At 61.7% G+C, this 22,540-nt stretch carries 23 protein-coding genes; 16 read left to right on the top strand and 7 right to left on the bottom strand.

Going from position 1 to position 22,540, the window contains the following annotated elements:
* The first annotated feature begins 59 nt into the window (after positions 1-59).
* On the top strand, positions 60-1,277 hold the full coding sequence (locus ABDX79_RS04180; RefSeq protein WP_346219275.1) for an LL-diaminopimelate aminotransferase: 1,218 nt from the start codon (positions 60-62) through the stop codon (positions 1,275-1,277).
* Positions 1,278-1,421: 144 nt separating this feature from the next.
* Positions 1,422-2,726, top strand: coding sequence for a homoserine dehydrogenase (locus tag ABDX79_RS04175; RefSeq protein WP_346219005.1), 1,305 nt, complete (start codon positions 1,422-1,424; stop codon positions 2,724-2,726).
* Positions 2,727-2,859: 133 nt separating this feature from the next.
* On the opposite strand, the gene ABDX79_RS04170 is transcribed toward ABDX79_RS04175, so the two are convergent.
* The 4 genes from ABDX79_RS04170 to purC all read right to left on the bottom strand — a co-directional run bounded on the left by ABDX79_RS04170 (position 2,860) and on the right by purC (position 5,053).
* Positions 2,860-3,279 carry a hypothetical protein gene (locus ABDX79_RS04170; protein WP_346219004.1) on the bottom strand — a complete coding sequence of 140 codons (420 nt, stop codon included), beginning with the start codon at positions 3,277-3,279 and terminating at the stop codon, positions 2,860-2,862.
* Positions 3,279-3,959, bottom strand: coding sequence for a phosphoribosylformylglycinamidine synthase subunit PurQ (gene purQ / locus ABDX79_RS04165; RefSeq protein ID WP_346219003.1), 681 nt, complete (start codon positions 3,957-3,959; stop codon positions 3,279-3,281). Before purQ ends, ABDX79_RS04170 begins: the two co-directional genes overlap by 1 nt.
* A 16-nt stretch (positions 3,960-3,975) precedes the next feature.
* A complete protein-coding gene (gene purS, locus ABDX79_RS04160) occupies positions 3,976-4,218 on the bottom strand; it encodes a phosphoribosylformylglycinamidine synthase subunit PurS (RefSeq protein ID WP_346219002.1) in 243 nt (80 codons plus the stop codon).
* A 70-nt stretch (positions 4,219-4,288) separates the two neighbouring features.
* Positions 4,289-5,053 carry a phosphoribosylaminoimidazolesuccinocarboxamide synthase gene (gene purC, locus ABDX79_RS04155; protein ID WP_007065826.1) on the bottom strand — a complete coding sequence of 255 codons (765 nt, stop codon included), beginning with the start codon at positions 5,051-5,053 and terminating at the stop codon, positions 4,289-4,291.
* A gap of 330 nt (positions 5,054-5,383) precedes the next feature.
* Between purC and ABDX79_RS04150 the strand changes: the two genes are divergently transcribed.
* On the top strand, positions 5,384-5,695 hold the full coding sequence (locus tag ABDX79_RS04150; protein ID WP_346219001.1) for a DUF1476 domain-containing protein: 312 nt from the start codon (positions 5,384-5,386) through the stop codon (positions 5,693-5,695).
* Positions 5,692-6,474 carry an HpcH/HpaI aldolase family protein gene (locus tag ABDX79_RS04145; RefSeq protein WP_346219000.1) on the top strand — a complete coding sequence of 261 codons (783 nt, stop codon included), beginning with the start codon at positions 5,692-5,694 and terminating at the stop codon, positions 6,472-6,474. The genes ABDX79_RS04150 and ABDX79_RS04145 overlap by 4 nt, the downstream gene beginning before the upstream one ends.
* A 20-nt stretch (positions 6,475-6,494) precedes the next feature.
* On the opposite strand, the gene ABDX79_RS04140 is transcribed toward ABDX79_RS04145, so the two are convergent.
* Both ABDX79_RS04140 and ABDX79_RS04135 read right to left on the bottom strand, forming a co-directional pair.
* Complete coding sequence (locus tag ABDX79_RS04140; RefSeq protein WP_346218999.1) at positions 6,495-7,055, bottom strand: RBBP9/YdeN family alpha/beta hydrolase; 561 nt, start codon at positions 7,053-7,055, stop codon at positions 6,495-6,497.
* Positions 7,056-7,172: 117 nt separating this feature from the next.
* Positions 7,173-8,015 carry a tetratricopeptide repeat protein gene (locus ABDX79_RS04135; RefSeq protein WP_346218998.1) on the bottom strand — a complete coding sequence of 281 codons (843 nt, stop codon included), beginning with the start codon at positions 8,013-8,015 and terminating at the stop codon, positions 7,173-7,175.
* 131 nt (positions 8,016-8,146) lie between these two features.
* Between ABDX79_RS04135 and ABDX79_RS04130 the strand changes: the two genes are divergently transcribed.
* The 6 genes from ABDX79_RS04130 to ABDX79_RS19680 all read left to right on the top strand — a co-directional run bounded on the left by ABDX79_RS04130 (position 8,147) and on the right by ABDX79_RS19680 (position 12,065).
* Positions 8,147-9,556, top strand: coding sequence for a leucyl aminopeptidase family protein (locus ABDX79_RS04130; RefSeq protein ID WP_346218997.1), 1,410 nt, complete (start codon positions 8,147-8,149; stop codon positions 9,554-9,556).
* A 40-nt stretch (positions 9,557-9,596) separates the two neighbouring features.
* Complete coding sequence (locus ABDX79_RS04125; protein ID WP_346218996.1) at positions 9,597-10,499, top strand: C40 family peptidase; 903 nt, start codon at positions 9,597-9,599, stop codon at positions 10,497-10,499.
* Entirely contained in the window at positions 10,496-11,119 is a 624-nt protein-coding gene (locus ABDX79_RS04120) for a class I SAM-dependent DNA methyltransferase (protein ID WP_346218995.1), read from the top strand. Before ABDX79_RS04125 ends, ABDX79_RS04120 begins: the two co-directional genes overlap by 4 nt.
* A 98-nt stretch (positions 11,120-11,217) precedes the next feature.
* Positions 11,218-11,487 carry a type II toxin-antitoxin system Phd/YefM family antitoxin gene (locus ABDX79_RS04115; protein ID WP_346218994.1) on the top strand — a complete coding sequence of 90 codons (270 nt, stop codon included), beginning with the start codon at positions 11,218-11,220 and terminating at the stop codon, positions 11,485-11,487.
* A gap of 5 nt (positions 11,488-11,492) precedes the next feature.
* Positions 11,493-11,753, top strand: coding sequence for a PIN domain-containing protein (locus ABDX79_RS04110; RefSeq protein ID WP_346218993.1), 261 nt, complete (start codon positions 11,493-11,495; stop codon positions 11,751-11,753).
* 48 nt (positions 11,754-11,801) lie between these two features.
* Entirely contained in the window at positions 11,802-12,065 is a 264-nt protein-coding gene (locus ABDX79_RS19680) for a type II toxin-antitoxin system VapC family toxin (RefSeq protein ID WP_463671109.1), read from the top strand.
* On the opposite strand, the gene uvrA is transcribed toward ABDX79_RS19680, so the two are convergent.
* Complete coding sequence (uvrA, locus tag ABDX79_RS04105) at positions 11,990-14,917, bottom strand: excinuclease ABC subunit UvrA (protein ID WP_346218992.1); 2,928 nt, start codon at positions 14,915-14,917, stop codon at positions 11,990-11,992. The genes ABDX79_RS19680 and uvrA overlap by 76 nt on opposite strands.
* A 223-nt stretch (positions 14,918-15,140) precedes the next feature.
* Between uvrA and ABDX79_RS04100 the strand changes: the two genes are divergently transcribed.
* From ABDX79_RS04100 to ABDX79_RS04075, 6 genes are all read left to right on the top strand, one after another.
* The gene (locus ABDX79_RS04100; RefSeq protein ID WP_346218991.1) at positions 15,141-15,659 is read left to right on the top strand and encodes a single-stranded DNA-binding protein; all 519 of its coding nucleotides are present in this window, start codon (positions 15,141-15,143) and stop codon (positions 15,657-15,659) included.
* Positions 15,660-16,023: 364 nt separating this feature from the next.
* Positions 16,024-17,511 (top strand): NADH-quinone oxidoreductase subunit NuoE, encoded by a 1,488-nt coding sequence (nuoE, locus tag ABDX79_RS04095; RefSeq protein ID WP_346218990.1) that lies wholly within the window; start codon positions 16,024-16,026, stop codon positions 17,509-17,511.
* A 15-nt stretch (positions 17,512-17,526) separates the two neighbouring features.
* Positions 17,527-18,831, top strand: coding sequence for an NADH-quinone oxidoreductase subunit NuoF (gene nuoF, locus ABDX79_RS04090; RefSeq protein ID WP_346218989.1), 1,305 nt, complete (start codon positions 17,527-17,529; stop codon positions 18,829-18,831).
* A gap of 101 nt (positions 18,832-18,932) precedes the next feature.
* A complete protein-coding gene (gene nuoG / locus ABDX79_RS04085) occupies positions 18,933-21,008 on the top strand; it encodes an NADH-quinone oxidoreductase subunit NuoG (protein WP_346218988.1) in 2,076 nt (691 codons plus the stop codon).
* A gap of 12 nt (positions 21,009-21,020) precedes the next feature.
* Complete coding sequence (nuoH, locus tag ABDX79_RS04080) at positions 21,021-22,073, top strand: NADH-quinone oxidoreductase subunit NuoH (protein WP_346218987.1); 1,053 nt, start codon at positions 21,021-21,023, stop codon at positions 22,071-22,073.
* Positions 22,073-22,285: a hypothetical protein gene (locus ABDX79_RS04075; RefSeq protein WP_346218986.1), complete on the top strand. Its 213-nt coding sequence runs from the start codon at positions 22,073-22,075 to the stop codon at positions 22,283-22,285. Before nuoH ends, ABDX79_RS04075 begins: the two co-directional genes overlap by 1 nt.
* The last annotated feature ends 255 nt before the right edge of the window (positions 22,286-22,540 follow it).

Below are 22,540 nucleotides of genomic sequence, written 5' to 3'. Positions count from 1 at the left end.
TTCGGTCGTTCTAAAATTCCAATTGAGCGGCCAGGAGTTGCCGCATGGATACACGACCCATGGAAGACTATTACAAGATCCGCCGTCTGCCCCCTTACGTTTTCGAGGAGGTCAACCGGCTGAAGGCGGCCGCGCGCGCCAAGGGTGCCGACATCATCGATCTCGGCATGGGCAATCCGGACCTGCCGACGCCGGACTTCATCGTCGACAAGCTGTGTGAGGTCGCGCGCGACCCGCGTGCCCATCGCTATTCGGCTTCGCGCGGCATCAACGGCCTGCGCAAGGCCCAGGCCGCCTTCTACGAACGGCGCTTCAACGTGAAGCTCGATCCGAACCGGCAGGTGGTGGCGACGCTTGGCTCGAAGGAGGGCTTCGCCAATATGGCGCAGGCGATTACCGCGCCCGGCGACGTCATCCTGTGCCCAAACCCGACCTATCCGATCCATGCCTTCGGCTTCATCATGTCGGGTGGCACCATTCGTGCCTTGCCGGCCAAGCCCGACGAGGACTTCCTGCGAGCGATGGAACGGGCGGTCGTTCACTCGATCCCGAAGCCGATCGCCGTCGTCCTGAACTTTCCGGGCAATCCGACGGCCTACACGGCGACCCGCGAATTCTACAAGGACGTCGTCGACTTCGCGAAGAAGCACGAGATCATCGTTCTTTCGGACCTCGCCTATTCGGAGATCTATTTCGACGACGTTCCTCCGCCCTCGATTCTCGAGGTCGAAGGCGCGATGGATGTCGCCGTCGAATTCACCTCCATGTCGAAGAGCTATTCCATGCCGGGCTGGCGGATCGGCTTCGCCGTCGGCAACGAGCGGCTCTGCGCGGCTCTCGGCCGGGTCAAATCCTATCTGGATTATGGCGCCTTCACTCCGGTCCAGGTTGCGGCGGCGACCGCGATCAATCAGGGCGATCAGGCGGTTGCGGAGATCCGTCAGGTCTACAAGAAGCGCCGCGATGTTCTCGTCGATGCGTTCGGCCGGGCCGGCTGGGCCGTGCCTGCGCCATCCTCGACCATGTTCGCCTGGGTTCCGCTGCCCGACGCCTACAAGCAGATGGGTTCGCTCGAATTCTCCAAGCTTCTGGTCGAACATGCCGATATCGCCGTCGCTCCGGGAATCGGGTTCGGTGAATATGGCGACGATCACGTGCGGATCGCACTGGTCGAGAACGAGCATCGCATCCGTCAGGCCGCGCGGAACCTGAAGCGCTTCCTTGCAAGCGGCGAGGAAGACGGGCAAAAGATCGTTCCAATGCGCGCCCGCGCCTGAGGTCTTGCTTGAAAGGCCGGTCCGTCCGGCCTTTCAATTGTCGTCCGTTCGGGTTAGCGCAACCGCCATCGAAACCTTTTCAGCCGCGCGACCTTCGAACGAACGTCGCGTTGGCCGTTTGCTGACGAATTGCGACTGATATCCATGACGAAACCATTGCGGATCGGAATTGCGGGCCTTGGCACCGTTGGCGCCAGCCTCGCGCGTCTTCTCCAGACCAAAACCGACTCGATCACTCGGCGCTCTGGCCGGCAGATCGATCTCGTGGCGGTTTCGGCGCGCGACAAGACGAAGGATCGCGGTTTCGATGCGAGCGGCCTTTCCTGGTACGGCGACCCGGTTTCACTCGCCCGAGAGGCTGAGATCGATGGCTTCGTGGAATTGATCGGTGGCTCGGAAGGGGCAGCGTTTGATTGCGTGAAGGCCGCGCTGGAGCGCGGTATTCCGGTCGTGACGGCCAACAAGGCGCTGCTTGCCCATCACGGCATGGAGCTTGCAAAGATCGCCGCCGACCACGGGACCGAGCTTCTTTACGAAGCAGCGGTGGCGGGCGGCATTCCCATTATCAAGGCGATGCGGGAAGGCCTCTCCGGCAACGAAGTGAGCCGCGTCTACGGCATTTTGAACGGCACCTGCAATTACATGCTGACCCGAATGGAGCGCGAGGGCCTCTCCTTCGATGCCTGCCTGAAGGATGCGCAGGCACTCGGTTATGCCGAGGCCGACCCGACCTTCGACATCGGCGGCTTCGATGCCGCCCACAAACTCGGAATTCTGACCTCTCTCGCCTTCGGCACCGAGATCGACGCCGACTCGATCTATGTCGAGGGGATCGAGACCGTCACGTCCGAAGACATCGCCGCAGCGAGTGAGCTCGGCTATTCGATCAAGCTTCTCGCCGTCGCCCAGAAGACCGATACCGGCATAGAGCAGCGGGTTCACCCCGCGCTGATCCCCGCCGCGGCTTCCATGGCTCAGGTCTCCGGTGTCACGAATGCGGTGGCGGTCGATACCGATCTTCTCGGCTCGATCATGCTTGCAGGTCCTGGCGCAGGTGGCGATGCCACGGCATCGGCCGTCTTGTCCGACATCATGGATGTTGCATCCGGCGTGGTTCTGCCGACCCTCGGCATTCCGGTGGACAAGCTTCAGCCCTATGTTCGCGCCCGTATGCGCGCCCACGAAGGCGGCTATTACATCCGCCTCTCCGTGCGCGATCAGGTCGGCGCGTTCGCGTCGATCGCAACGCGCATGGCGGAAAACGAAATCTCCCTGGCGTCCATCGTCCAGCGCCGCCGCGCCGGTGACGGCGACACGGCCAATGCGCAGGTGATTCTCGTCACCCACGAGACGACGGAAAGCGCTGTTCGCGAGGCCTTGCGCGCAATCTCCGATGACGGCCATCTCGGCGGCCAGCCACAGATGTTGCGGATCGAGCGGCTCGACTGATAATCCCGATCATTGGAAAGCATGGGCTTTCGGAAAGCCGTCGGTCAGTCCCGGCGGCTTTTTTGCGCCTATCGCCGGGCGAGGGGCGGCACGCTTTTTGGTAAGCTCAAAACGCCTGCGTTGGTGATAAGCGTCAGGCGACGCAGTCGTCGCTGCCATTGCGCCAGCGGGCGATATCCGCCTGCGCTCTCTGGCCGATCTCTTCGCCGAGCAGCGGGCCGTAGACCGCGACATCGGACGAGCCGGATTTGCCCTCTACCACCAGAAGCGGTCGGGCCTCAGGTTCGCCAGCCGGCGTCAGCAGGAAGCGCGGCTTGCCGGAGAACGAGGCGAGTTCAGGCGACAGGCTGTAGGGCTCGAAGGCCGGATCACCGGATTTGAACCAGCAGCGATCGGAATTGAGCGTCAATCGCTCCATCAGGTCGAGACCCATTTCCGAGGGAGCGGTTTCGGGTGTCGGAGCGGTGGTGGAGCAGGCGGCGACAATCAAGGTTGCGCCGAGCACGAGGGTCGGCGTCCGGTGCTTTCGAAGGTGCCGCAGCCCGGTCATCATCACGCCGCGGCCTGCTGCGAGAGGCCGAGGGCGCTTTCGAAGATCGCGCGTCCGTCGGTTCCGCCATGTTCGGGTTCGATGAGGTTTTCGGGGTGGGGCATCATGCCGAGAACATTGCCGGCCGCATTCACGATGCCGGCGATATCGTTGATCGCGCCGTTCGGATTGGTGCCCTCGGCATAGCGGAAGACAATCCGGTCATTGTCCTGAAGCGCGGACAAGGTGTCCCCTTCGGCGAAATAATTGCCGTCGTGATGGGCGACGGGACAGCGGATGACCTGACCTTGGGAATAGCCGCCGGTAAAGCGCGTGTCGGCGTTCGTGACTTCGAGCTTCACCTCGCGGCAGACGAAGCGCAGCGTCGTGTTGCGCATCAGAGCGCCCGGCAGAAGGCCTGCCTCGCAAAGGATCTGGAAGCCGTTGCACACGCCGAGCACAGGCACACCCTTTTCTGCGGCCTCCGCAACGGCCCGCATCACGGGCGAGCGGGCGGCTATCGCGCCGGAGCGAAGATAATCGCCGAAGGAAAAGCCGCCCGGAATGACGATCAGATCGGACTTCGGCAGCGCTGTTTCAGTCTGCCACGCCGTCTGGGGCGCCTTGCCGGTAATGGTTTTCAGGGCCGCGATCATGTCGCGGTCGCGATTGAGGCCGGGGAGGAGGACGACGGTTGTGTTCATGATCCTGCGCTGCCGATCAATCGAGCGTGATCGAATAGTCTTCGATCACTGTGTTGGCGAGCAGCTTCTCGCACATCTCGGAAAGCTGCTTTTCCGCCGCCGTCTTGTCGTCGCCCTCCAGCTGCAGATCGAAGACCTTGCCCTGGCGGACCTGATCGACGCCTTCGAAGCCGAGATGGCCGAGGGCGCCTTCGATCGCCTTGCCTTGGGGATCGAGAACGCCTTTTTTGAGGGTTACGACGATACGCGCCTTGATCACGGGATCTGCCTGTCTTTCGAATGAATGATCTTCAATGCCGGTGCCGGCTGCTTGACGGGGTCCGGCCGTCTTACTTGACCAACACCGGCCCGGAGGGGCGGGGTGGCTCGTTTTCGTTCATGATGCCAAGCCGGCGCGCGACTTCTTGATAGGCCTCGACAAGGCCGCCCATGTCGCGGCGGAAGCGATCCTTGTCCATCTTCTCCTGGGTGTTGATATCCCAGAGGCGGCAGGAATCCGGCGAGATCTCGTCGGCGACGACGATCCGCATCATGTCGCCCTCGAAGAGGCGGCCGGTTTCGATCTTGAAGTCGATGAGCTGGATGCCGACGCCGAGGAAGAGACCGGACAGGAAGTCGTTGACCCTGATGGCGAGCGCCATGATGTCGTCGATTTCTTGCGGGCTCGCCCAGCCGAAGGCCGTGATGTGCTCTTCGGAGACCATCGGATCGTCGAGCTGATCGGCCTTGTAGTAGAATTCGATGATCGAGCGCGGCAGCACGGTGCCCTCCTCGATGCCAAGGCGCTTGGCCAGAGAGCCGGCCGCGATGTTGCGGACCACCACTTCCAGCGGAATGATCTCGACTTCCTTGATCAGCTGCTCACGCATGTTGAGTCGCTTAATAAAGTGGGTCGGGATGCCCATCTTGTTCAGATGGCCGAAGATATATTCGGAAATGCGGTTGTTGAGGACGCCCTTGCCGTCGACGATTTCGTGCTTCTTCTTGTTGAAGGCGGTCGCGTCGTCCTTGAAGAACTGGACGAGCGTTCCGGGTTCGGGACCTTCGTAGAGGATCTTGCCCTTGCCTTCGTAGATGCGGCGGCGACGTGTCATAGCATACTCTGTTCTTGCCTTGCGGAACCCAGCCGGAAGCCGTCTCAAGGGCCGCTTTTTCTGCGTGAATAGACCATTGCGCCCGCCATCACAATCGGTGGACGCGTCATGATGGGGGACGATCTCGATCAAGGTCGTGATCGGCCGGCCAAAGGTCAAGGCGAGAGTGCGTGGCGATACTGGCATTGCCTGCTTGATACACGGGTTTTTCGCCGTCGATTTGTCCTGACTGCCTTATCGCCTTTTGCGCACTTCGCCATATTGTGGTGGACGGAATCAGCCGTCTTCGGGGCCAGGCTCCGATTGCAGGAATGAAAAGGGAGATCCCTCATGACCATGGCCGATCGCGAGCGCGATTTTGAAAATCGCTTCATTCATGATCAGGAACTGAAGTTTCGCATAAGGGCGCGGCGCAACAAGCTGATCGGGCTCTGGGCCGCGGAAAAGCTCGGGAAAACGGGTCCCGATGCCAATGCCTATGCCCAGAATCTGGTTCGCATCGATTTCGAGAAGCCGGGGGACGACAACATTTCCGACCATCTCAAGGCGGATCTGAGTGAGGAAGACATCTCGGCCGAGGAAATCCACGCCAAGATGGGCGAGCTTTTGAAAGAAGCCGAAGAGCAGGTGATGAGCGAATGAGGTCTTCGTCATCCCCGAAGGAGCGATTTTCCGCGCTCGTCGCGGACAGACCGGCGCTTTCGGCCTGGCTCGCTTCGCCCGACCCGTTCACCCAGGAGGCCTTCCTAGGGGCGGATTACGATCTGGTGACCCTCGATATGCAGCATGGGCTCCTCGATCGGGGCGACGTGCGCGATGCAATCACCCGTTCCTACGGCTTTGGAAAGGGCGCGATCGTCCGCGTTCCGGTGAGCGCGTTCGGCACTGCCTCCTGGGTCCTCGACATGGGCGCGCGCGGCGTCATCATGCCGATGATCGAGACCGCAGAAGACGCGCGCGACTTCGTCAAGCACATGAAGTATCCGCCGCTCGGCCTCAGGTCCTATGCGCCGATGCGAGCCGCGCCTCTCGCCAAGAACGGCGATGTGGACGCCTATGTCGAGACCGCGAACGCGGAGACCTTCGCCTTCGCCATGATCGAGACGCGCACGGCGCTCGACGCGCTGGACGAAATCGCGGCAATCGACGGCATCGACGGGCTTTTTGTCGGACCGTCCGATCTGTCGATCGCGCTCTCCGACGACAGTCGCGTCGATATCGAGGGCGACCGCCTGAGAGATGCCATGGACAAGGTTTGCGAAGCGGCAAGCCGGAACGGGAAGGTGGCCGCCGCCTATGCCGGCGATGCGGGACATGCCAAGGACTATTGGAGCCGCGGCTACGACTATGTGGGCATCAGCGCCGACCTGAAAGTGATCGCCATGGGCGCTCAGGCGCTGGCGCGTGACGCTAAGGGCTGATCGACAGCCCTGTGTTGCGCTCACTTGGTGGCGGGGAGCTTGCTCATGAACTTGCCGAAGGTGAGCAAGCCTTCCGGCCAGGGCCCGTGGCCCGAATCGCCGTTGATGTGACCGGCCTCGCCCGCATCGATGAACAGCGAGCCCCAGGCGCCGGCGATATCCTCGGCGGCGTCGAACGGCGAGAAGACGTCGTTGCGACTTGCCACCACGATCGAAGGGAAGGCGAGCGGAATGCGCGGATAGGGCCCAAAGGTCATCAGGTGTTTGGGTCTGATGGCGGCATTCTCGACGTCCGGCGGGGCCACGAAGAAGCCGCCCGCAATGCGGTTCGTCGATTCCTGCGCGGCGTGAACCGCAGTTGCGACGCCAAGGGAGTGGGCGACGAGGATTACCGGCTTTTCCGCCGCCTCGATCGCCTTGGCGACCGCCGCGACCCAATCCTCCCGGACGGGCTTTGACCATTCCCGCTGTTCGACGCGCCGTGCCGTGGAGAGCTTGCGCTCCCACCGGGTTTGCCAGTGATTGTCCGGCGAGCCCTTATAGCCCGGGATGATGAGGATGTCGGCTTCCGCTACTCGCATGGGGGCTGAATTGGAATCGGTCTCGCTTAATGTCAACTGGACAGGCTCACGACCGATCCGGCTAAAATTGCCAAGCGGTCACCTTTCAACGGGCGAGCCGGAGCCGGTTCCGGGGCATCAGGCCCCGCCGTTATCTTCCTGCTTCAGCTTGGACCAGGTGTTGTTCTGCGACAGCATCTCGCGAAGAAATGCGACATTGCCCCTGGCCTCCTCGGGAGACAGCGCGCCGGCCGCGACCTTCTCGGCCTCCTCGAACCGTCCCTGAAGCCCGATCACGAGCGCGAGGTTCTGCCGGATGCGGGCATCGCTGTCCGGCTGCTGGAGCGCTGCCCGCAGATAGCGTTCGGCAGAGGGCAGGTCGTCGGCGAGCAGATAGGACATGCCGAGATTGGACAGGACCGTCGCCTCGTTCGGCTTCAGGACGAGCGCTTTTTCGAAAAGCGCGCGCGCCTCTGCTGATTTGCCCATCTGGTCGAGAATCGCGCCTTCGGCCGAATACAGGCGCCAGTCTGGATAGTCGGGTGTTTGGGCGCGGCGGATTGTGTCGAGGGCTTTTGACAGGTCGCCGGCTGCGGCCAGCGCCTTGCCATAGGCGGCCAGAACGTCGCGATCTTTCGGGTGGGCGATCGCGACCTGGCGCATGACGGCAAGTGACTGGTCGTTTCGCCCGGCCATCTGTAGGGCCGCCGAATAGGCAAGGCCGACCTGCTTGTTGCGCGGATTGGCTTCATACTGCCGGCCATAGGCGTCGACGGCGTTGCGAAGCTCGCCCGACGACATTGCCGCCACGGTTTTCGCGGGGGCCTGCGCCGGCGATTGGGAAGAGGGCGCTGTTCGCGAGATAGAGCCGGTCGTCTCGTAGCTCACTTTGTTGGCGCAACCGGCAAGGCCGAGCGCGGCGATCGACGTTGCGACGAGAAGGGCCTTTCTTGAGGCCGATATCGAACTAAACTTGCGCATGCGCTGAGCTCTCGTCTCCGTTTCGACGGATTTGGATGTCCGACATAGACGCCGGCCATCGGGCGATGGCTCGAACATAAATCGTTAACCCTAATGGCTGGTTAATTGCCGCCAATGGTCCCGGAGTGCCGATGTCCGTCTCTTTCGTATCCGAACGTGCTGCCCTGTCCCGACCCATCGTGCCTGTCCGGCCCGGAGAGCGCGACGCCCTTCTGGGCGAGACGCGGGACTGGGCGGAGCTTTCGCGGTTCGACGGCGAGGCCGGCACGATCTGTCTCGTACCGGGCGAGGGGGGCGTGCGCTCTGTTCTTCTCGGCCTTGGCCGTGCCGACGAGCGCGACCCGAGCGATGGTGCGAGAGCGGCGCTGCTCGCCGGTGTTCTGAGCCGTAAGCTGCCGGACGGAGACTGGCACCTGCCGGCGGAGGCCAATGTCGACGCGGAGCTTTTCGGGTTGGCGCTAAAGCTTGGGGCCTACACGTTCGACCGCTACAAGACGGGAAAAACAGACGAGGCGGATGAAAAACCCGGCCTGCGCTTTCATCTCGGCGAGAGGGCGGACCTCGATCGCATCGCGGCGATCGCCGATGGCGTTTGTCTTGCCCGCGATCTCATCAACACGCCGGTCAACGACATGGGGCCGGCGGAACTCGAACAGGCGGTGCGCGATCTCGCGGAACGCGGCGGTGCCTCGGTTTCCGTGATTGCCGGCGATGCGCTGGTCGAACAGAATTTTCCGATGATCCATGCCGTCGGCCGCGCAAGCGCCTCGGCACCGCGGTTGATCGATCTCAACTGGGGGCGTCCGGACGCACCCAAGGTGACCCTCGTCGGCAAGGGCGTTTGCTTCGATACAGGCGGGCTCGACATCAAGCCGTCGTCCAGCATGCTTCTAATGAAGAAGGATATGGGCGGTGCGGCCAATGTCATCGGCCTTGCCTCCATGATCATGGCGCAGAAGCTCGATGTCAGGCTCCGGGTTCTGATTCCTGCGGTGGAGAATTCTATCTCAGGCAACGCATTTCGGCCGAGCGACATTCTCACAAGCCGCAATGGCAAAACGGTGGAGATCGGCAACACCGACGCCGAAGGTCGTCTGGTCCTTGCCGACGCGCTCGCCTATGGCGATGAGGAAGAGCCGGAGATCATGATCGACATGGCAACGCTCACGGGCGCTGCACGTGTCGCGCTGGGTGCCGATCTTCCGGCATTCTTCAGCGATGATTCCGCGCTCGTCGACGCCGTTTCTGAAGCGGGCCTGCGCCTTGCCGATCCCTCCTGGCGTCTTCCCCTCTATCGGCCCTATCGTTCGGATCTCTCCTCCAAGGTCGCCGATATCAACAATATCAGTCCCGGCGGCTTTGCCGGTGCAATCACGGCCGCGCTCTTCCTCGACGGCTTTGTCGAAAAAGCGAAGACCTGGGCCCATTTCGATATCTATGGCTGGCGACCGAAGGCCTCGTCGATTGGTCCGGTCGGGGGCGAAGCCTATGCAATCCGCGCCCTTTTCGACGTGCTCGCGGCGCGTTATCCGGCGAAGTGATCTCGAACGCATCGACGACAAGAACGCATCGACGAGAAGAATGACCGATCATCTCAATCCACGCCTCAACGCCTATCGCGAAGACCTGGCCGATATTCGGCTTAAGGGGAGCGTTTCGGCTGAACGGTTCATCGAGGGGCAGCCAGGTGTCGTATCCGTGCCGCTCGCCCCGATCCATCGTGCGCCCGCGCACGATTCAGCGCTCGACACCGAGGCCCTCTTCGGCGAGCGCCTGCTGGTCTTCGACGAGATCGTGGTCGACGGGGAGCCATGGGCCTGGGTGCAGCTCGATGAGGACGGCTATGTCGGCTACACCCCGTTTGCGGCGCTGAGCCGTCTCGACGAGGTGGGCGAGGCGGACATGCCGACCCACCGGATTTCCGTCCCGCGCACGCTGCTCTTTCCCGAACCCGACATCAAGCGTCCGCCAGTCGCGGACCTGCCCATGGGCGCGCTGGTGAAAGCGGTCGGCGAGGCGGAGGACCACAACGCCCGCTATCATCTGCTGGATGGTGGCGGCGCCATCGTGAAACAGCATGCCGAAGCGTTTGGCGAGGATGCGGCGGATTTCGTGTCCGTTGCCGAACGGTTCCTCGAGACGCCTTATCTCTGGGGCGGCAAGAGCGCGCTCGGCATCGATTGCTCGGCGCTTGTGCAGCTGTCCTGCCAGATGGCGGGGATCGACGCTCCGCGCGATTCGAGCGATCAGGCGCGTGAACTGGGAACGCGGATCGCCGGCATCGAAGCCCTTCAACGCGGCGACCTCATCTTCTGGCCGGGCCATGTGGGCATCATGATGGACGGCCAGCGCCTCATTCACGCCAACGCCTATCACATGATGACGGCGATCGAGCCGCTCAACGACACGCTGGAGCGATTCGACGAAAAGGGCGTGGCGCTGAGCGCCGTGCGGCGTATTCCGGCGAAAGCAAATGGCGGGTGAAAGAGGAACGCGCTAAGCTTTCTGAGGCAGCCGGCAATGTGGTGGATATCTACAAACGCCACGCGTTAGCGTTCGATCGTCTTCGCACCCGCGCTCTTTTTGAAAAAGGCTGGCTCGACCGCTTCGTCGATGCCATGCCGCACAAGCCCCGTATTCTCGACATCGGCTGTGGCATGGGCGAGCCGATCGGCACCTATCTCACGGAGCGCGGGTGCAGAATCACGGGCATCGACAGCTCTCAGGCGATGCTGGATCTCGCGCGCAATCGATTTCCGGACCATCGCTGGCTCGAAGCCGACATGCGGACATTATCGCTCGGAGAACGTTTCGACGGCCTCATTGCCTGGGACAGCTTTTTTCTGCTTTCGCCGGCCGACCAACGGGGGATGTTCCCGATCTTTGCGGCTCATTCCACTCAAGGGGCGCCGCTCCTTTTCACGACCGGACCCCGAGCGGGCGAAGTGATCAGCGAGTTCGAAGACGAACCGCTCTATGCCGCCAGTCTCGAAAACCAGGATTATCGAATCCTTCTATCCGAAACCGGTTTTGAAGTGATCGAACAGCGAAACGAAGACCCGGACTGCGATTACCACACGGTCTGGTTGGTGCGGCGGATGTGATCCTCCGTGTTGGCGTTCATCTATGCTGTTGGCGTTGTTTGGGCATTGACCATAGCTCGGAGATTGCAGCTAGCCAGGAAGCTAGCTGGATATTGCTCATGGCGACAATCGTGAACATGCATCAAGCCAAGACAGAACTTTCCAGCCTAGTTACCCGTGCCGAGGCGGGTGAGGAGATCGTGATCGCCCGGAGAAACCGGCCGGCTGTGCGCCTGATGCCGGTGGAAATGAAGCGGACGGGGCCGCGGATTCCGGGCGCTCTCGCCCATCTCGCAGGGGATATGCCAAGCGACATATTCCTTCAGCCTCCCAGCGAGGAAGATCTTGAGGAGAGGGAGGGCGGCCACGCCACTTATCCATTGAAATGATCACTTTGATCGATACGCATGTGCTGATCTGGTGGTTTTTCGAGCCGCAGCGTCTCTCCGATTTGGCGAAAAATGTCGTGGCGGATGATGAGAACACCATTCTCGTGAGTCCGATGTCCGGCTTCGAGATCGCCCAGAAGCACCGGGTCGGCAAGCTGCCGCAGGTCGCTGCCGTGTTATACCGCCGGACGAATGAATTGACCCGTTGGGTCAATCCACGCCCGGCAAACGGCTCAAACGCCGCTCGGGCTGCCGGCGACCCATGAAACCGATGGTTTCAAAGGTCCGCCGGTATTAGGCCGCTACTGCGAAACGTGGAGGCTGAGCGGATGACCCTCGTCGACTTGACCTGTCAGCAGGCAATGCGCGCCGGACAACTCCTCTCCGATCATCGAGACCCGTTCGATCGATTGATCGCGGCACAGGCCAGATCGCTTGGAGCCCCTGTCACCACCGCCGACCCGAGTTCGAGACACTCGGGGTGGAGATACTGTGGTGAGATCTACTCCGCCGCGATCTTCGTCACCTTCTTCGTCGGACGGCGTTCTAACAGCTCCTTGAGGAAGCGGCCGGTATAGGAGCGCTTCTCTTTGCAGATGTCCTCCGGCGTGCCGGTCGCGACGATCTCGCCGCCGCCATCGCCGCCCTCGGGGCCAATGTCGACAAGCCAGTCGGCCGTCTTGATGACCTCGAGATTGTGCTCGATGACCACCACCGTATTGCCGCGCTCGACAAGACCGTGCAGCACTTCCAGAAGCTTCGCGACATCGTGGAAGTGGAGGCCCGTCGTCGGCTCGTCGAGGATGTAGAGCGTCTTGCCTGTTGCCTTGCGGGAGAGTTCCTTGGCAAGCTTCACGCGCTGGGCCTCGCCGCCCGAAAGCGTCGTTGCCTGCTGGCCGACCTTGACGTAGCCAAGCCCGACTTCCTTCAGGGCCACGAGCTTGTCTCGGACAGCCGGAACGGGCGCGAAGAAGTCGACGCCTTCATCGACGGTCATATCGAGCACGTCGGCGATCGATTTTTCCCTGTAGGTGACTTCCAGCGTTTCGCGGTTGTAGCGCTTGCCGTCGCAGACATCGCAGGTGACGTAGACGTCTGGGAGAAAGTGCATCTCGATCTTGATGACGCCGTCGCCCTGGCAGGCCTCGCAGCGTCCGCCCTTCACGTTGAAGGAGAAACGGCCGGGCTGATAGCCGCGCGCCTTGGCCTCGGGAAGCCCTGCGAACCAGTCGCGGATCGGCGTAAAGGCACCGGTATAGGTCGCCGGATTCGAGCGTGGCGTGCGGCCGATGGGCGACTGATCGATGTCGATGACCTTGTCGAGGTGTTCCAGACCCTCGACCCGGTCGTGTTCGGCCGGTACGTCCCGACCGTTTGCGATGCGGCGCGACGCGGCCTTGAACAGCGTCTCGATCAGGAAGGTCGACTTGCCGCCGCCTGAAACGCCGGTGACGCAGGAAAACAGGCCCAGCGGAATCTCGGCGCTGACGTTTTTGAGGTTGTTGCCGCGCGCGCCGACGACCTTGACGGATTTGCCCTTCTTGGCCTTCCGCCTGTTCTGGGGCACGGGTACGCCCATCTCGCCGGACAGATACTGACCCGTGATCGAGTCAGGCGTCTCCATGATGTCTTCGGGCGTGCCCGAAGCGATGATCTCGCCGCCATGAACGCCCGCCGCCGGGCCGATATCGACTACGAAATCGGCCGTGCGGATCGCGTCCTCGTCATGCTCGACCACGATCACCGTGTTGCCAATGTCCCGCAAATGCTTGAGCGTGACAAGCAGGCGCTCGTTGTCGCGCTGGTGGAGGCCGATCGAGGGCTCGTCCAGCACGTAGAGGACGCCCGTGAGACCAGAGCCGATCTGCGAGGCAAGGCGAATGCGCTGGCTTTCGCCGCCGGACAGCGTACCCGACGAGCGCGAGAGCGTCAGATAATCGAGCCCCACATCGTTGAGGAAGCGGAGTCGGTCGCGGATTTCCTTTAGGATGCGAACGGCGATCTCGTTCTGCTTGTCGCTCAGGTGCTGCGGCAGGTCTTCGAACCAGTTGACCGCATGGCGAATGGAGAGATCGGCGACCTCGCCGATGTGCTGGCCGGCAATCTTCACCGCCAGAGCCTCGGGCTTCAGCCGGTTGCCGTTGCAGGCCGGGCAGGGCGTTGCCGACATGAAGCGCTCGATCTCTTCGCGCATGAAGGCCGAATCGGTCTCGCGCCAGCGCCGGGCGAGATTCGTGACGACGCCCTCGAAGGTCTTCGTCGTGGAATAGGCGCGCAGCCCGTCCTTGAACCGAAACTCGATCTTCTCTTTGCCGGTCCCGTTGAGGATGACATCCTTGGCCTCGTCGGAGAGATCGGCCCATTTGTCGGTCTGCTTGAAACCGTAATGCTTGCCGAGGCCGTCGAGGGTCTGCCCGTAATAGGGAGAAGTCGATTTAGCCCAGGGCGCGATCGCGCCGTTCTTCAGCGTCATGTTCTCGTTCGGCACCACGAGCTTGGGATCAACGGCCTGCTGCGAGCCGAGGCCGTCGCATTTCGGACAGGCCCCAAACGGATTGTTGAAGGAAAACAGGCGTGGCTCGATTTCCGGGATGGTGAAACCGGAGACCGGACAGGCGAACTTTTCCGAAAACAGCAGCCGTTCGTGCGTCTCGTTCTTGTTGCGATTCGCCCCGGCATTGGCGAGCCGCTCCTTCGGCAGCGGCTTGTCGGCGAATTCGGCGACAGCCAGGCCGTCCGCCATGCCGAGTGCGGTTTCGATTGAGTCGGCGAGGCGCGACTTCATGTCTTCACGCACCACGATGCGATCGACCACCACGTCGATGTCGTGCTTGTACTTCTTGTCGAGCGCCGGCACATCGGCGACCTCGTAATAATCGCCGTCCACCTTGACGCGCTGAAAGCCTTTTTTCTGCAGCTCCGCCAGTTCCTTGCGATATTCGCCCTTGCGGCCCCGGATGATCGGCGCGAGCAGATAAAGCCGCGTACCCTCTTCGAGCGCGAGCACCCGGTCGACCATCTGGCTTACCGTCTGGCTCTCGATCGGCAGGCCCGTCGCCGGTGAGATCGGCACGCCCACGCGGGCAAACAGCAGGCGCATATAGTCGTAGATTTCGGTGACCGTCGCGACGGTCGAGCGCGGATTTTTCGACGTCGTCTTCTGTTCGATGGAGATCGCCGGCGACAGGCCCTCGATGGAATCGACGTCAGGCTTCTGCATCATCTCAAGAAACTGCCGGGCATAGGCCGACAGGCTTTCGACATAACGCCGCTGACCCTCCGCATAGATCGTATCGAACGCGAGGGAGGACTTTCCGGAGCCGGAGAGGCCCGTCATCACGATCAGCTTGTCGCGCGGAACGTCGAGATCGACATTCTTCAGGTTGTGTTCGCGCGCGCCGCGAATGGAGATCGTCTTGAGATCGGACATGAGGAATACCGGCAATAAGAAGGGGAGCAGGGATGCGGCCTATCTATGGAAGCCCTCACCGAGTTTAAAGCACAGATTGACTCAAGGAAAGGCTTTGTTCTAACTTTGTTCCGTATCGCTGATTGGGAACCGCAAGCCTTTTCTGTGAACGATCGAGGCTCAGCCCTTTCGTGGTCGCAGGCGCGTCGTTAGGTTCGCGCGCAATCGTGTGAAGGAGTTTTTTATGGCGGGCAGCGTCAACAAGGTCATTCTCGTCGGCAATCTCGGGGCCGATCCCGAAATGCGGCGAACGCAGGACGGCAAGCCGATTGCGAACTTTTCGGTCGCGACCTCGGAAAGCTGGCGCGACCGAAATTCCGGCGAGCGGCGTGAAAAGACCGAATGGCACCGGGTCGTGTGCTTCAACGAAGGCTTGAACAAGGTCATCGAGCAGTATGTGAAGAAAGGCTCCAAGGTTTATATCGAGGGCCAGCTACAGACCCGCAAATGGCAGGGGCAGGACGGGCAGGATCGCTATTCGACCGAGGTCGTGCTGCAGGGCTTCAATTGCACGTTGACCATGCTCGACGGGCGCGGTGAAGGCGGCGGTGGAGACTATGGCGGCGGCGGGTCGCGCGGTGGTCCGCCGTCGGGCGGGTCGCGCGGCGGTGGCGACTATGGCGGCTCCGGCGGGGGCGGCGGCTACGGCGGCGGCGGCGGCGGTGGCGGATCACGCGATTTCGACGACGAAATCCCATTCTGATCCAGAGCCCTTGGGGAGGAAAGCGCGATTGCGCCTGGACCGCTGTGTTTCGACGCGTGCTTGGGTAGGCTCGATCCTCCCAATTGTCGGGCGCAGCGGCGGGAAGTGGTGGTGGGTATTTCATTCTGCAGGCCGCCGGGCATCGGGCTTTGTGAGCGTAGTTCAAATGAAATGGCGTTTGTCCGGCCTTTCGCTTGCCAACCCGGCTTTTTTCGCCGACTTTTCGGACACTGACTGATTCCGAATGTCTCGCGCGGTTTGCCGCAGTGCGATAACAGGTCTATCAAGCGCTGGCGTTTTGGTTTGCCTGTGATAGAACGCGGCCAAACCGAATGAATTGAAATGGTTCCAGAGTCGAGGTCCGATGTCCGTTCGACGTCTTGCCGATGACAGCATCCAGCCCGAAGGCTTCGCGTTTTCAGACGAGAACGCCGCTTGGGCCGATGCCACCGTCCGCAAATATCCTGAAGGTCGGCAGCAGTCGGCCGTGATCCCACTCCTGATGCGCGCACAGGATCAGGAAGGCTGGGTCACGAAGGCCGCGATCGAGCACGTCGCCGAGCGCCTCTCCATGCCGCTGATCCGCGTTCTCGAGGTTGCGACCTTCTATACGCAGTTCATGCTTCAGCCGATCGGCACGCGCGCTCATGTCCAGGTTTGCGGCACGACGCCGTGCATGCTTCGCGGAGCCGAGGATCTCAAGGCGGTCTGCAAGAAGAAGATCCATCCGGAACCGTTCCACCGCAATGAGTCCGGAACGCTGTCCTGGGAAGAAGTCGAGTGTCAGGGCGCCTGCGTGAACGCGCCGATGATCATGATCTTCAAGGATGCGTATGAGGACCTGACGCCGGAACGTCTGGAAGAGATCATCGACGAGTTCGACGCCGGAAACGGTGCCAAGGTGACGGCCGGTCCGCAGAACGGGCGGCATCAGTCCGTGCCGATCGGTGGTCTGACGTCTCTGACCGAAGATTATGACGATCTGATCGCCAAGCAGAAGCAGGAAGGCGCGCATGGGCCGGCAAACGGCTCGTCTCCTCAAGGGGAAGGCGCCGGAGAGGCGACCTCGACGCCGCCCTCGGAAGCTGGGCGCCCAGACAGTTACTCCGCCTACACCGATCCATCGATCGATGCCGGCGCCGATGCGCCGCAATCGGCCGAGGACCGGGAGAGCGACGAACTGGTCAGCGAAGCTCATTCTCCCGGTGCAGGCCAGGAAGGCGGCACGGAAAGCGGCGGGACCGATCAGGCGGAACGGGACGCGGCCGAGTCTGGTGCTGTCACGGGCGATGACCAAAGCGCGACGCCCGAGATGTCTGGCGGGACTTTTCTCGACAAGGAAGCCTCGGCCCGCGACGCCGTAATTCAGGATTTCAAGGTCGTCGACGACGCCGTCGGAACCGACATCGAACGGGCACGAGAGGGCGAGTCCGAGCCGGACCGTCTGGCCGCTGAAGGTCGCCCGATCGAAGGTGCGCGTACCGGCACGCAGGACGCAACGGCCGGACCCGTTTTCGACGACACCTTCGATAGCGCCGCTCAAGACAGCTCGGAGCCCGACGATCTCGGGGATCTCGGCGAGGGTGAGAAGCCAGCGGACCTCCTTGATGCGCCTAGGGGAGGCGAGGCTGACGATCTGAAGCAGATCAAGGGCATCGGCCCTGTCATCGAGAGCAAGCTCAACGAGGTTGGCGTCTTCCACTACTGGCAGATCGCGGCATGGCGACGCGAAGAGCTTATCTGGATCGACAACTATCTTAATTTCCGTGGGCGAGCCGTTCGCGATCGCTGGGTCGATCAGGCCAGGGAGCGGGCGGATTATGGTGCCGGCGACGGCAATTCGGAAGCTTAAGAAGGAGCGGATCGCATGCTAGCCGACAAGGACCGCATCTTCACGAATATCTATGGTCTTCGCGACAAGAGCCTCAAGGCGGCGATGAAGCGTGGTCATTTCGATGGCACGAAGGACATCATCGAGAAGGGTCGCGACTGGATCATCAACGAGATGAAGGCTTCGGGCCTTCGTGGCCGTGGTGGCGCAGGCTTTCCGACCGGGCTCAAATGGTCCTTCATGCCGAAGGAGAGCGCCGGTCGGCCGCACTATCTCGTCGTCAATGCCGACGAGTCCGAGCCTGGCACCTGCAAGGACCGGGAGATCATGCGGAACGACCCGTTCACGCTGATCGAGGGATGCGTGATCGCCGGCTTTTCGATGGGCGCTCACACCGCGTATATCTACATTCGCGGCGAGTATATCCGTGAGCGCGAAGCGCTTCAGAGGGCCGTCGACGAATGCTACGAGGCCGGCCTACTCGGCAGGGACAACAAGTGCGGCTGGGACTTCGACGTCGTGGTTCACCATGGTGCCGGTGCTTATATCTGCGGTGAAGAAACGGCGCTGCTCGAAAGCCTCGAGGGCAAGAAGGGCCAGCCTCGGCTGAAGCCGCCATTCCCGGCCAATGTGGGGCTTTACGGTTGCCCCACCACGGTCAACAATGTCGAGTCGATCGCGGTCGCCCCAACGATCCTGCGTCGCGGTGGCGGTTGGTTCGCCGGCATCGGTCGCGAGAACAACACCGGCACAAAGCTTTTCTGCATTTCCGGTCATGTCGAACAGCCCTGCACTGTTGAAGAGGCGATGGGCATCTCGTTCAGAGAGCTTGTCGACAAGCATTGCGGCGGGGTTCGCGGCGGCTGGGACAACCTGCTGGCCGTGATTCCGGGGGGCTCCTCGGTTCCGGTCGTGCCAGCCAAGGATATCATCGACGCGCCCATGGATTTCGACGGGCTGAAGGAGATCAAGACCTCCCTCGGAACCGCGGCGGTTATCGTGATGGACAAGTCGACCGACATCGTGAAGGCGATCGCGCGTATATCCTACTTCTACAAGCACGAGAGCTGCGGCCAATGCACACCTTGCCGCGAAGGCACCGGCTGGATGTGGCGCGTGATGGAGCGGATGGTCGTCGGCAACGCGAAGAAAAGCGAAATCGACATGCTGCTTCAGGTGACGAAGCAGGTGGAAGGCCACACGATTTGTGCCCTCGGCGACGCGGCCGCGTGGCCAATCCAGGGTCTGATGCGCCATTTCCGCCCTGAGATCGAGCGCCGGATCGACGAATTCTCGCGCAATGCCGATCTCGACCGGCCGCATCTCGTGGCGGCAGAGTAGGGCAGGAGAGTGCCCGCGCTTGCGGGGTGCGTTCAAGTTTGCCGGGAGCCGAGAGCGTTGAGAAGCGCTTCGGTCACCTGGGAGAGGAAGTTTGAAAGACGATGACACAGCTCAAAGTCGACGGCCGCGAGGTCGATGTTCCCGATCATTACACCCTACTGCAGGCGTGTGAGGAAGCGGGCGCCGAGATACCCCGCTTCTGCTTCCATGAGCGCCTGTCGATTGCAGGCAATTGCCGTATGTGCCTTGTCGAGGTGAAGGGCGGCCCGCCGAAGCCTGCCGCGTCCTGCGCCATGGGCGTGAAGGATCTGCGCAAGGGGCCGAACGGTGAGCTGCCGGAGGTCTTTACCACCACGCCGATGGTCAAGAAGGCCCGCGAAGGCGTGATGGAGTTCCTGCTGATCAACCATCCGCTCGACTGCCCGATCTGCGATCAGGGCGGCGAATGCGATCTGCAGGATCAGGCGATGGCCTATGGCGTTGATTCTTCGCGTTATGTGGAGAACAAGCGCGCGGTCGAGGACAAATATATCGGCCCGCTCGTCAAGACGATCATGACGCGCTGCATCCACTGCACGCGCTGTGTCCGCTTCACGACGGAAGTTGCCGGCATTTCCGAGCTGGGCCTTGTCGGCCGCGGCGAGGATGCCGAGATCACCACCTATCTCGAACAGGCGATGACCTCCGAGCTTCAGGGCAATGTTATCGACCTGTGTCCCGTTGGTGCGTTGACCTCGCGTCCTTACGCGTTCCAGGCGCGGCCCTGGGAGCTGACGAAGACCGAGACGATCGACGTGATGGATGCGGTCGGCTCTGGCATCCGCGTCGATACGCGCGGCCGGGAAGTGATGCGCATCCTGCCGCGCACGAACGAGGCAATCAACGAGGAATGGATCTCCGACAAGACCCGTTTTGTCTGGGACGGTTTACGCGTTCAGCGGCTGGACAAGCCCTATGTCCGCAAGGACGGACGCCTCCAGCCTGCGAGCTGGCCTGAAGCGTTCGCGGCGGTCAAGACAAGGCTTGGATCGACCGAGGCATCGAAGGTCGGGGCGATCGCCGGTGATCTGTCGGCCGTTGAAGACATGTGGGCGATGAAGCGCCTCATGGGCGAGATCGGTTCTGCGAATATGGATTGCCGTCAGGATGGCTCCGTCAGCCATCCGGCCGATGGCCGTTCATCCTATATCTTCAACACGACGATCGCCGGGATCGAGGATGCCGATGCACTCCTCATCATCGGTGCCAATCCGCGCTTCGAAGCCTCTGTTCTGAATGCGCGCATCCGCAAGCGCTGGCGGATGGAGGGGTTCCCGATCGGCGTCATTGGCGAGAACACCGATCTTCGCTACGACTACACCTACCTCGGCGCTGGCACGGACACACTGTCCGACATCGAAGGTGCGAGCCAGGGCTTCTTCGAGGCGCTGAAGGGCGCTGAGCGTCCCATGATCATCGTGGGGCAGGGCGCCCTGACCGGTGAAAATGGCTCGGCTATCCTTGCCTCCGCGGCAGCTCTTGCACGCGAGATCGGCGCTGTCACGGACACCTGGAACGGTTTCAACGTGATGCAGACTGCTGCGTCGCGTGTTGGCGGTCTGGATATCGGCTTTGTGCCCGGTGATAACGGTCAGACGGCAGCCGAGATGGCGTCCGGCGGTGTCGAGCTTCTCTTCAACATGGGCGCCGACGAGATCGACATCCCGGCCGGGCCGTTCGTGGTTTATCTCGGAAGTCATGGCGACAAGGGTGCAAGCCGCGCTGACGTGATCCTGCCGACTGCCGCCTATACGGAAAAGTCGGGAACCTACGTCAATCTGGAGGGCCGTGCACAGGTGGCGAGCCGCGCATCGTTCCCTCCGGGTGACGCGAAGGAGGACTGGGCTGTCATCCGAGCCCTATCCGCAGTCATCGAAAAGCAATTGCCCTTCGATTCGCTGATGCAGCTTCGCAAGGAGCTTTACGCCGAGCACGGCTTCATGAAGTCCGATTCCATCGTTCCGGCCGACAGCGGATCGATCACCGGTCTTGCGGACCGGGCCGAAAAGCTGCAATCCATGCCGCTGACTTCGAATGTGACCGACTTCTACCTGACGAACCCGATCGCGCGGGCCTCGAAGGTCATGGCCGAGTGCTCGCGTCTGGCGAGCCAGGCGCAACTGGAAGCGGCGGAATAAGGACGAAACGGCGTGACAGACTTCTTCTCGCTCTACCTCTGGCCCGGCCTGATCATCCTTGCGCAGAGCGTCCTGTTCCTGGTCGTTCTCCTCGTTCTGATCGCCTATATCCTGCTTGCCGATCGCAAGATCTGGGCGGCGGTGCAGATGCGCAGGGGGCCGAACGTGGTCGGGCCCTGGGGCATGTTCCAGTCCTTTGCCGACCTCCTGAAATTCGCGCTGAAAGAACCGGTCATTCCGGCTTCGTCCGACAAACCGGTCTTCCTTCTGGCGCCGCTTGTTGCCGTGACTCTGGCGCTGGCGACATTTGCCGTGATTCCCGTGGCGCAGGGCTGGGTGATCGCCGACATCAATCTTGGCATTCTCTTCGTTTTCGCCATTTCCTCTCTCGAGGTCTACGGCGTCATCATGGGCGGCTGGGCTTCGAACTCCAAATACGCATTTCTCGGCGCGCTGCGATCGGCCGCGCAGATGGTGTCCTATGAGGTTTCCATCGGCTTCGTCATCGTCTCCGTCCTCCTCTGCGTTGGGTCTTTGAACCTTTCCGAGATCGTGCTCGCGCAGACGACGGGTTTGGGCACCATGATCGGCCTGCCGGCGAGTTTCCTCGACTGGCACTGGCTCGGCCTCTTCCCGATGTTCATCGTGTTCTTCATCTCGGCACTTGCCGAGACGAACCGTCCGCCCTTCGATCTTCCTGAAGCGGAGTCGGAACTCGTCGCCGGCTTCATGGTCGAATATGGCTCCACCCCGTATATGATGTTCATGCTCGGCGAGTATGCGGCCATCACCCTGATGTGCTGCCTGACGACGATCCTGTTCCTGGGCGGCTGGCTTCCGCCGGTCGATTTCTTCCTGCTGAACTGGGTCCCGGGCTTCATCTGGTTCATGCTGAAAGCAGGGCTGGTGTTCTTCATGTTCGCCATGGTGAAGGCGTTCGTGCCTCGCTACCGCTACGACCAGCTGATGCGGCTCGGTTGGAAGGTTTTCCTTCCGCTGTCGCTCGCGATGGTCGTGATCACGGCATTCGTGGTGCAGATCTTCGGCTGGGGTGCAGCCGCTTGATGTCGATGGGGCTGATCGGGGCACTGGTCGGTTTGGTTATCGGCATTGCCGATTTCGTAATCCTCGGTCTCGTTCGAGACCGATTGAAGGAGCAACAGCCGACGGAGCGTGTCGGAGGTGGTCTGATCATCGAGATCGTCAGGATCTCTCAGCTCATCTTCTTCCCGATCGCCGGCTGGTATTTTGGAAAGTACATTCTGTTCGGCTCTTAAGGTCGGCAGAAGTTAATGCGAAGGCTGCTACAATGGTCGCCATTCTTGGAGGTATAGTTGGGGCCATCTTCGGTTTAATTTTCGGCGTATACGGTGGCCGACATATGCGTAAGCAAGGCTTGCGGACGCTCGAAAGGCATGCAAGGTCCGGGATTGCAAACCCTTGGACGGGAAAGCCCGCTGATATTGAAAAGATGGCCAATCGTATGGATCGCGAAAGCCGAACGCTTTTCCCTATTTTGTACGCCGTAGTTT

Origin of the sequence: Fulvimarina fulva (assembly GCF_039652615.1) — a bacterium.
In the GTDB taxonomy this organism is placed as follows: Bacteria; Pseudomonadota; Alphaproteobacteria; order Rhizobiales; family Rhizobiaceae; genus Fulvimarina.
Note: the sequence above shows the minus strand (reverse complement) of the source record. Positions and strands in the feature narration are given on the sequence as shown.

What these genes read in the sequence shown, in the direction of transcription:
- ABDX79_RS04180 (WP_346219275.1), top strand. Translation starts at nt 60, where the DNA reads ATGGAAGACTATTACAAGATCCGCCGTCTGCCCCCTTACGTTTTCGAG.
- ABDX79_RS04175 (WP_346219005.1), top strand. Translation starts at nt 1,422, where the DNA reads ATGACGAAACCATTGCGGATCGGAATTGCGGGCCTTGGCACCGTTGGC.
- ABDX79_RS04170 (WP_346219004.1), bottom strand. Translation starts at nt 3,279, where the DNA reads ATGATGACCGGGCTGCGGCACCTTCGAAAGCACCGGACGCCGACCCTC.
- purQ (WP_346219003.1), bottom strand. Translation starts at nt 3,959, where the DNA reads ATGAACACAACCGTCGTCCTCCTCCCCGGCCTCAATCGCGACCGCGAC.
- purC (WP_007065826.1), bottom strand. Translation starts at nt 5,053, where the DNA reads ATGACACGTCGCCGCCGCATCTACGAAGGCAAGGGCAAGATCCTCTAC.
- ABDX79_RS04150 (WP_346219001.1), top strand. Translation starts at nt 5,384, where the DNA reads ATGACCATGGCCGATCGCGAGCGCGATTTTGAAAATCGCTTCATTCAT.
- ABDX79_RS04145 (WP_346219000.1), top strand. Translation starts at nt 5,692, where the DNA reads ATGAGGTCTTCGTCATCCCCGAAGGAGCGATTTTCCGCGCTCGTCGCG.
- ABDX79_RS04140 (WP_346218999.1), bottom strand. Translation starts at nt 7,055, where the DNA reads ATGCGAGTAGCGGAAGCCGACATCCTCATCATCCCGGGCTATAAGGGC.
- ABDX79_RS04135 (WP_346218998.1), bottom strand. Translation starts at nt 8,015, where the DNA reads ATGCGCAAGTTTAGTTCGATATCGGCCTCAAGAAAGGCCCTTCTCGTC.
- ABDX79_RS04130 (WP_346218997.1), top strand. Translation starts at nt 8,147, where the DNA reads ATGTCCGTCTCTTTCGTATCCGAACGTGCTGCCCTGTCCCGACCCATC.
- ABDX79_RS04125 (WP_346218996.1), top strand. Translation starts at nt 9,597, where the DNA reads ATGACCGATCATCTCAATCCACGCCTCAACGCCTATCGCGAAGACCTG.
- ABDX79_RS04115 (WP_346218994.1), top strand. Translation starts at nt 11,218, where the DNA reads ATGGCGACAATCGTGAACATGCATCAAGCCAAGACAGAACTTTCCAGC.
- uvrA (WP_346218992.1), bottom strand. Translation starts at nt 14,917, where the DNA reads ATGTCCGATCTCAAGACGATCTCCATTCGCGGCGCGCGCGAACACAAC.
- ABDX79_RS04100 (WP_346218991.1), top strand. Translation starts at nt 15,141, where the DNA reads ATGGCGGGCAGCGTCAACAAGGTCATTCTCGTCGGCAATCTCGGGGCC.
- nuoE (WP_346218990.1), top strand. Translation starts at nt 16,024, where the DNA reads ATGTCCGTTCGACGTCTTGCCGATGACAGCATCCAGCCCGAAGGCTTC.
- nuoF (WP_346218989.1), top strand. Translation starts at nt 17,527, where the DNA reads ATGCTAGCCGACAAGGACCGCATCTTCACGAATATCTATGGTCTTCGC.
- nuoG (WP_346218988.1), top strand. Translation starts at nt 18,933, where the DNA reads ATGACACAGCTCAAAGTCGACGGCCGCGAGGTCGATGTTCCCGATCAT.
- ABDX79_RS04075 (WP_346218986.1), top strand. Translation starts at nt 22,073, where the DNA reads ATGTCGATGGGGCTGATCGGGGCACTGGTCGGTTTGGTTATCGGCATT.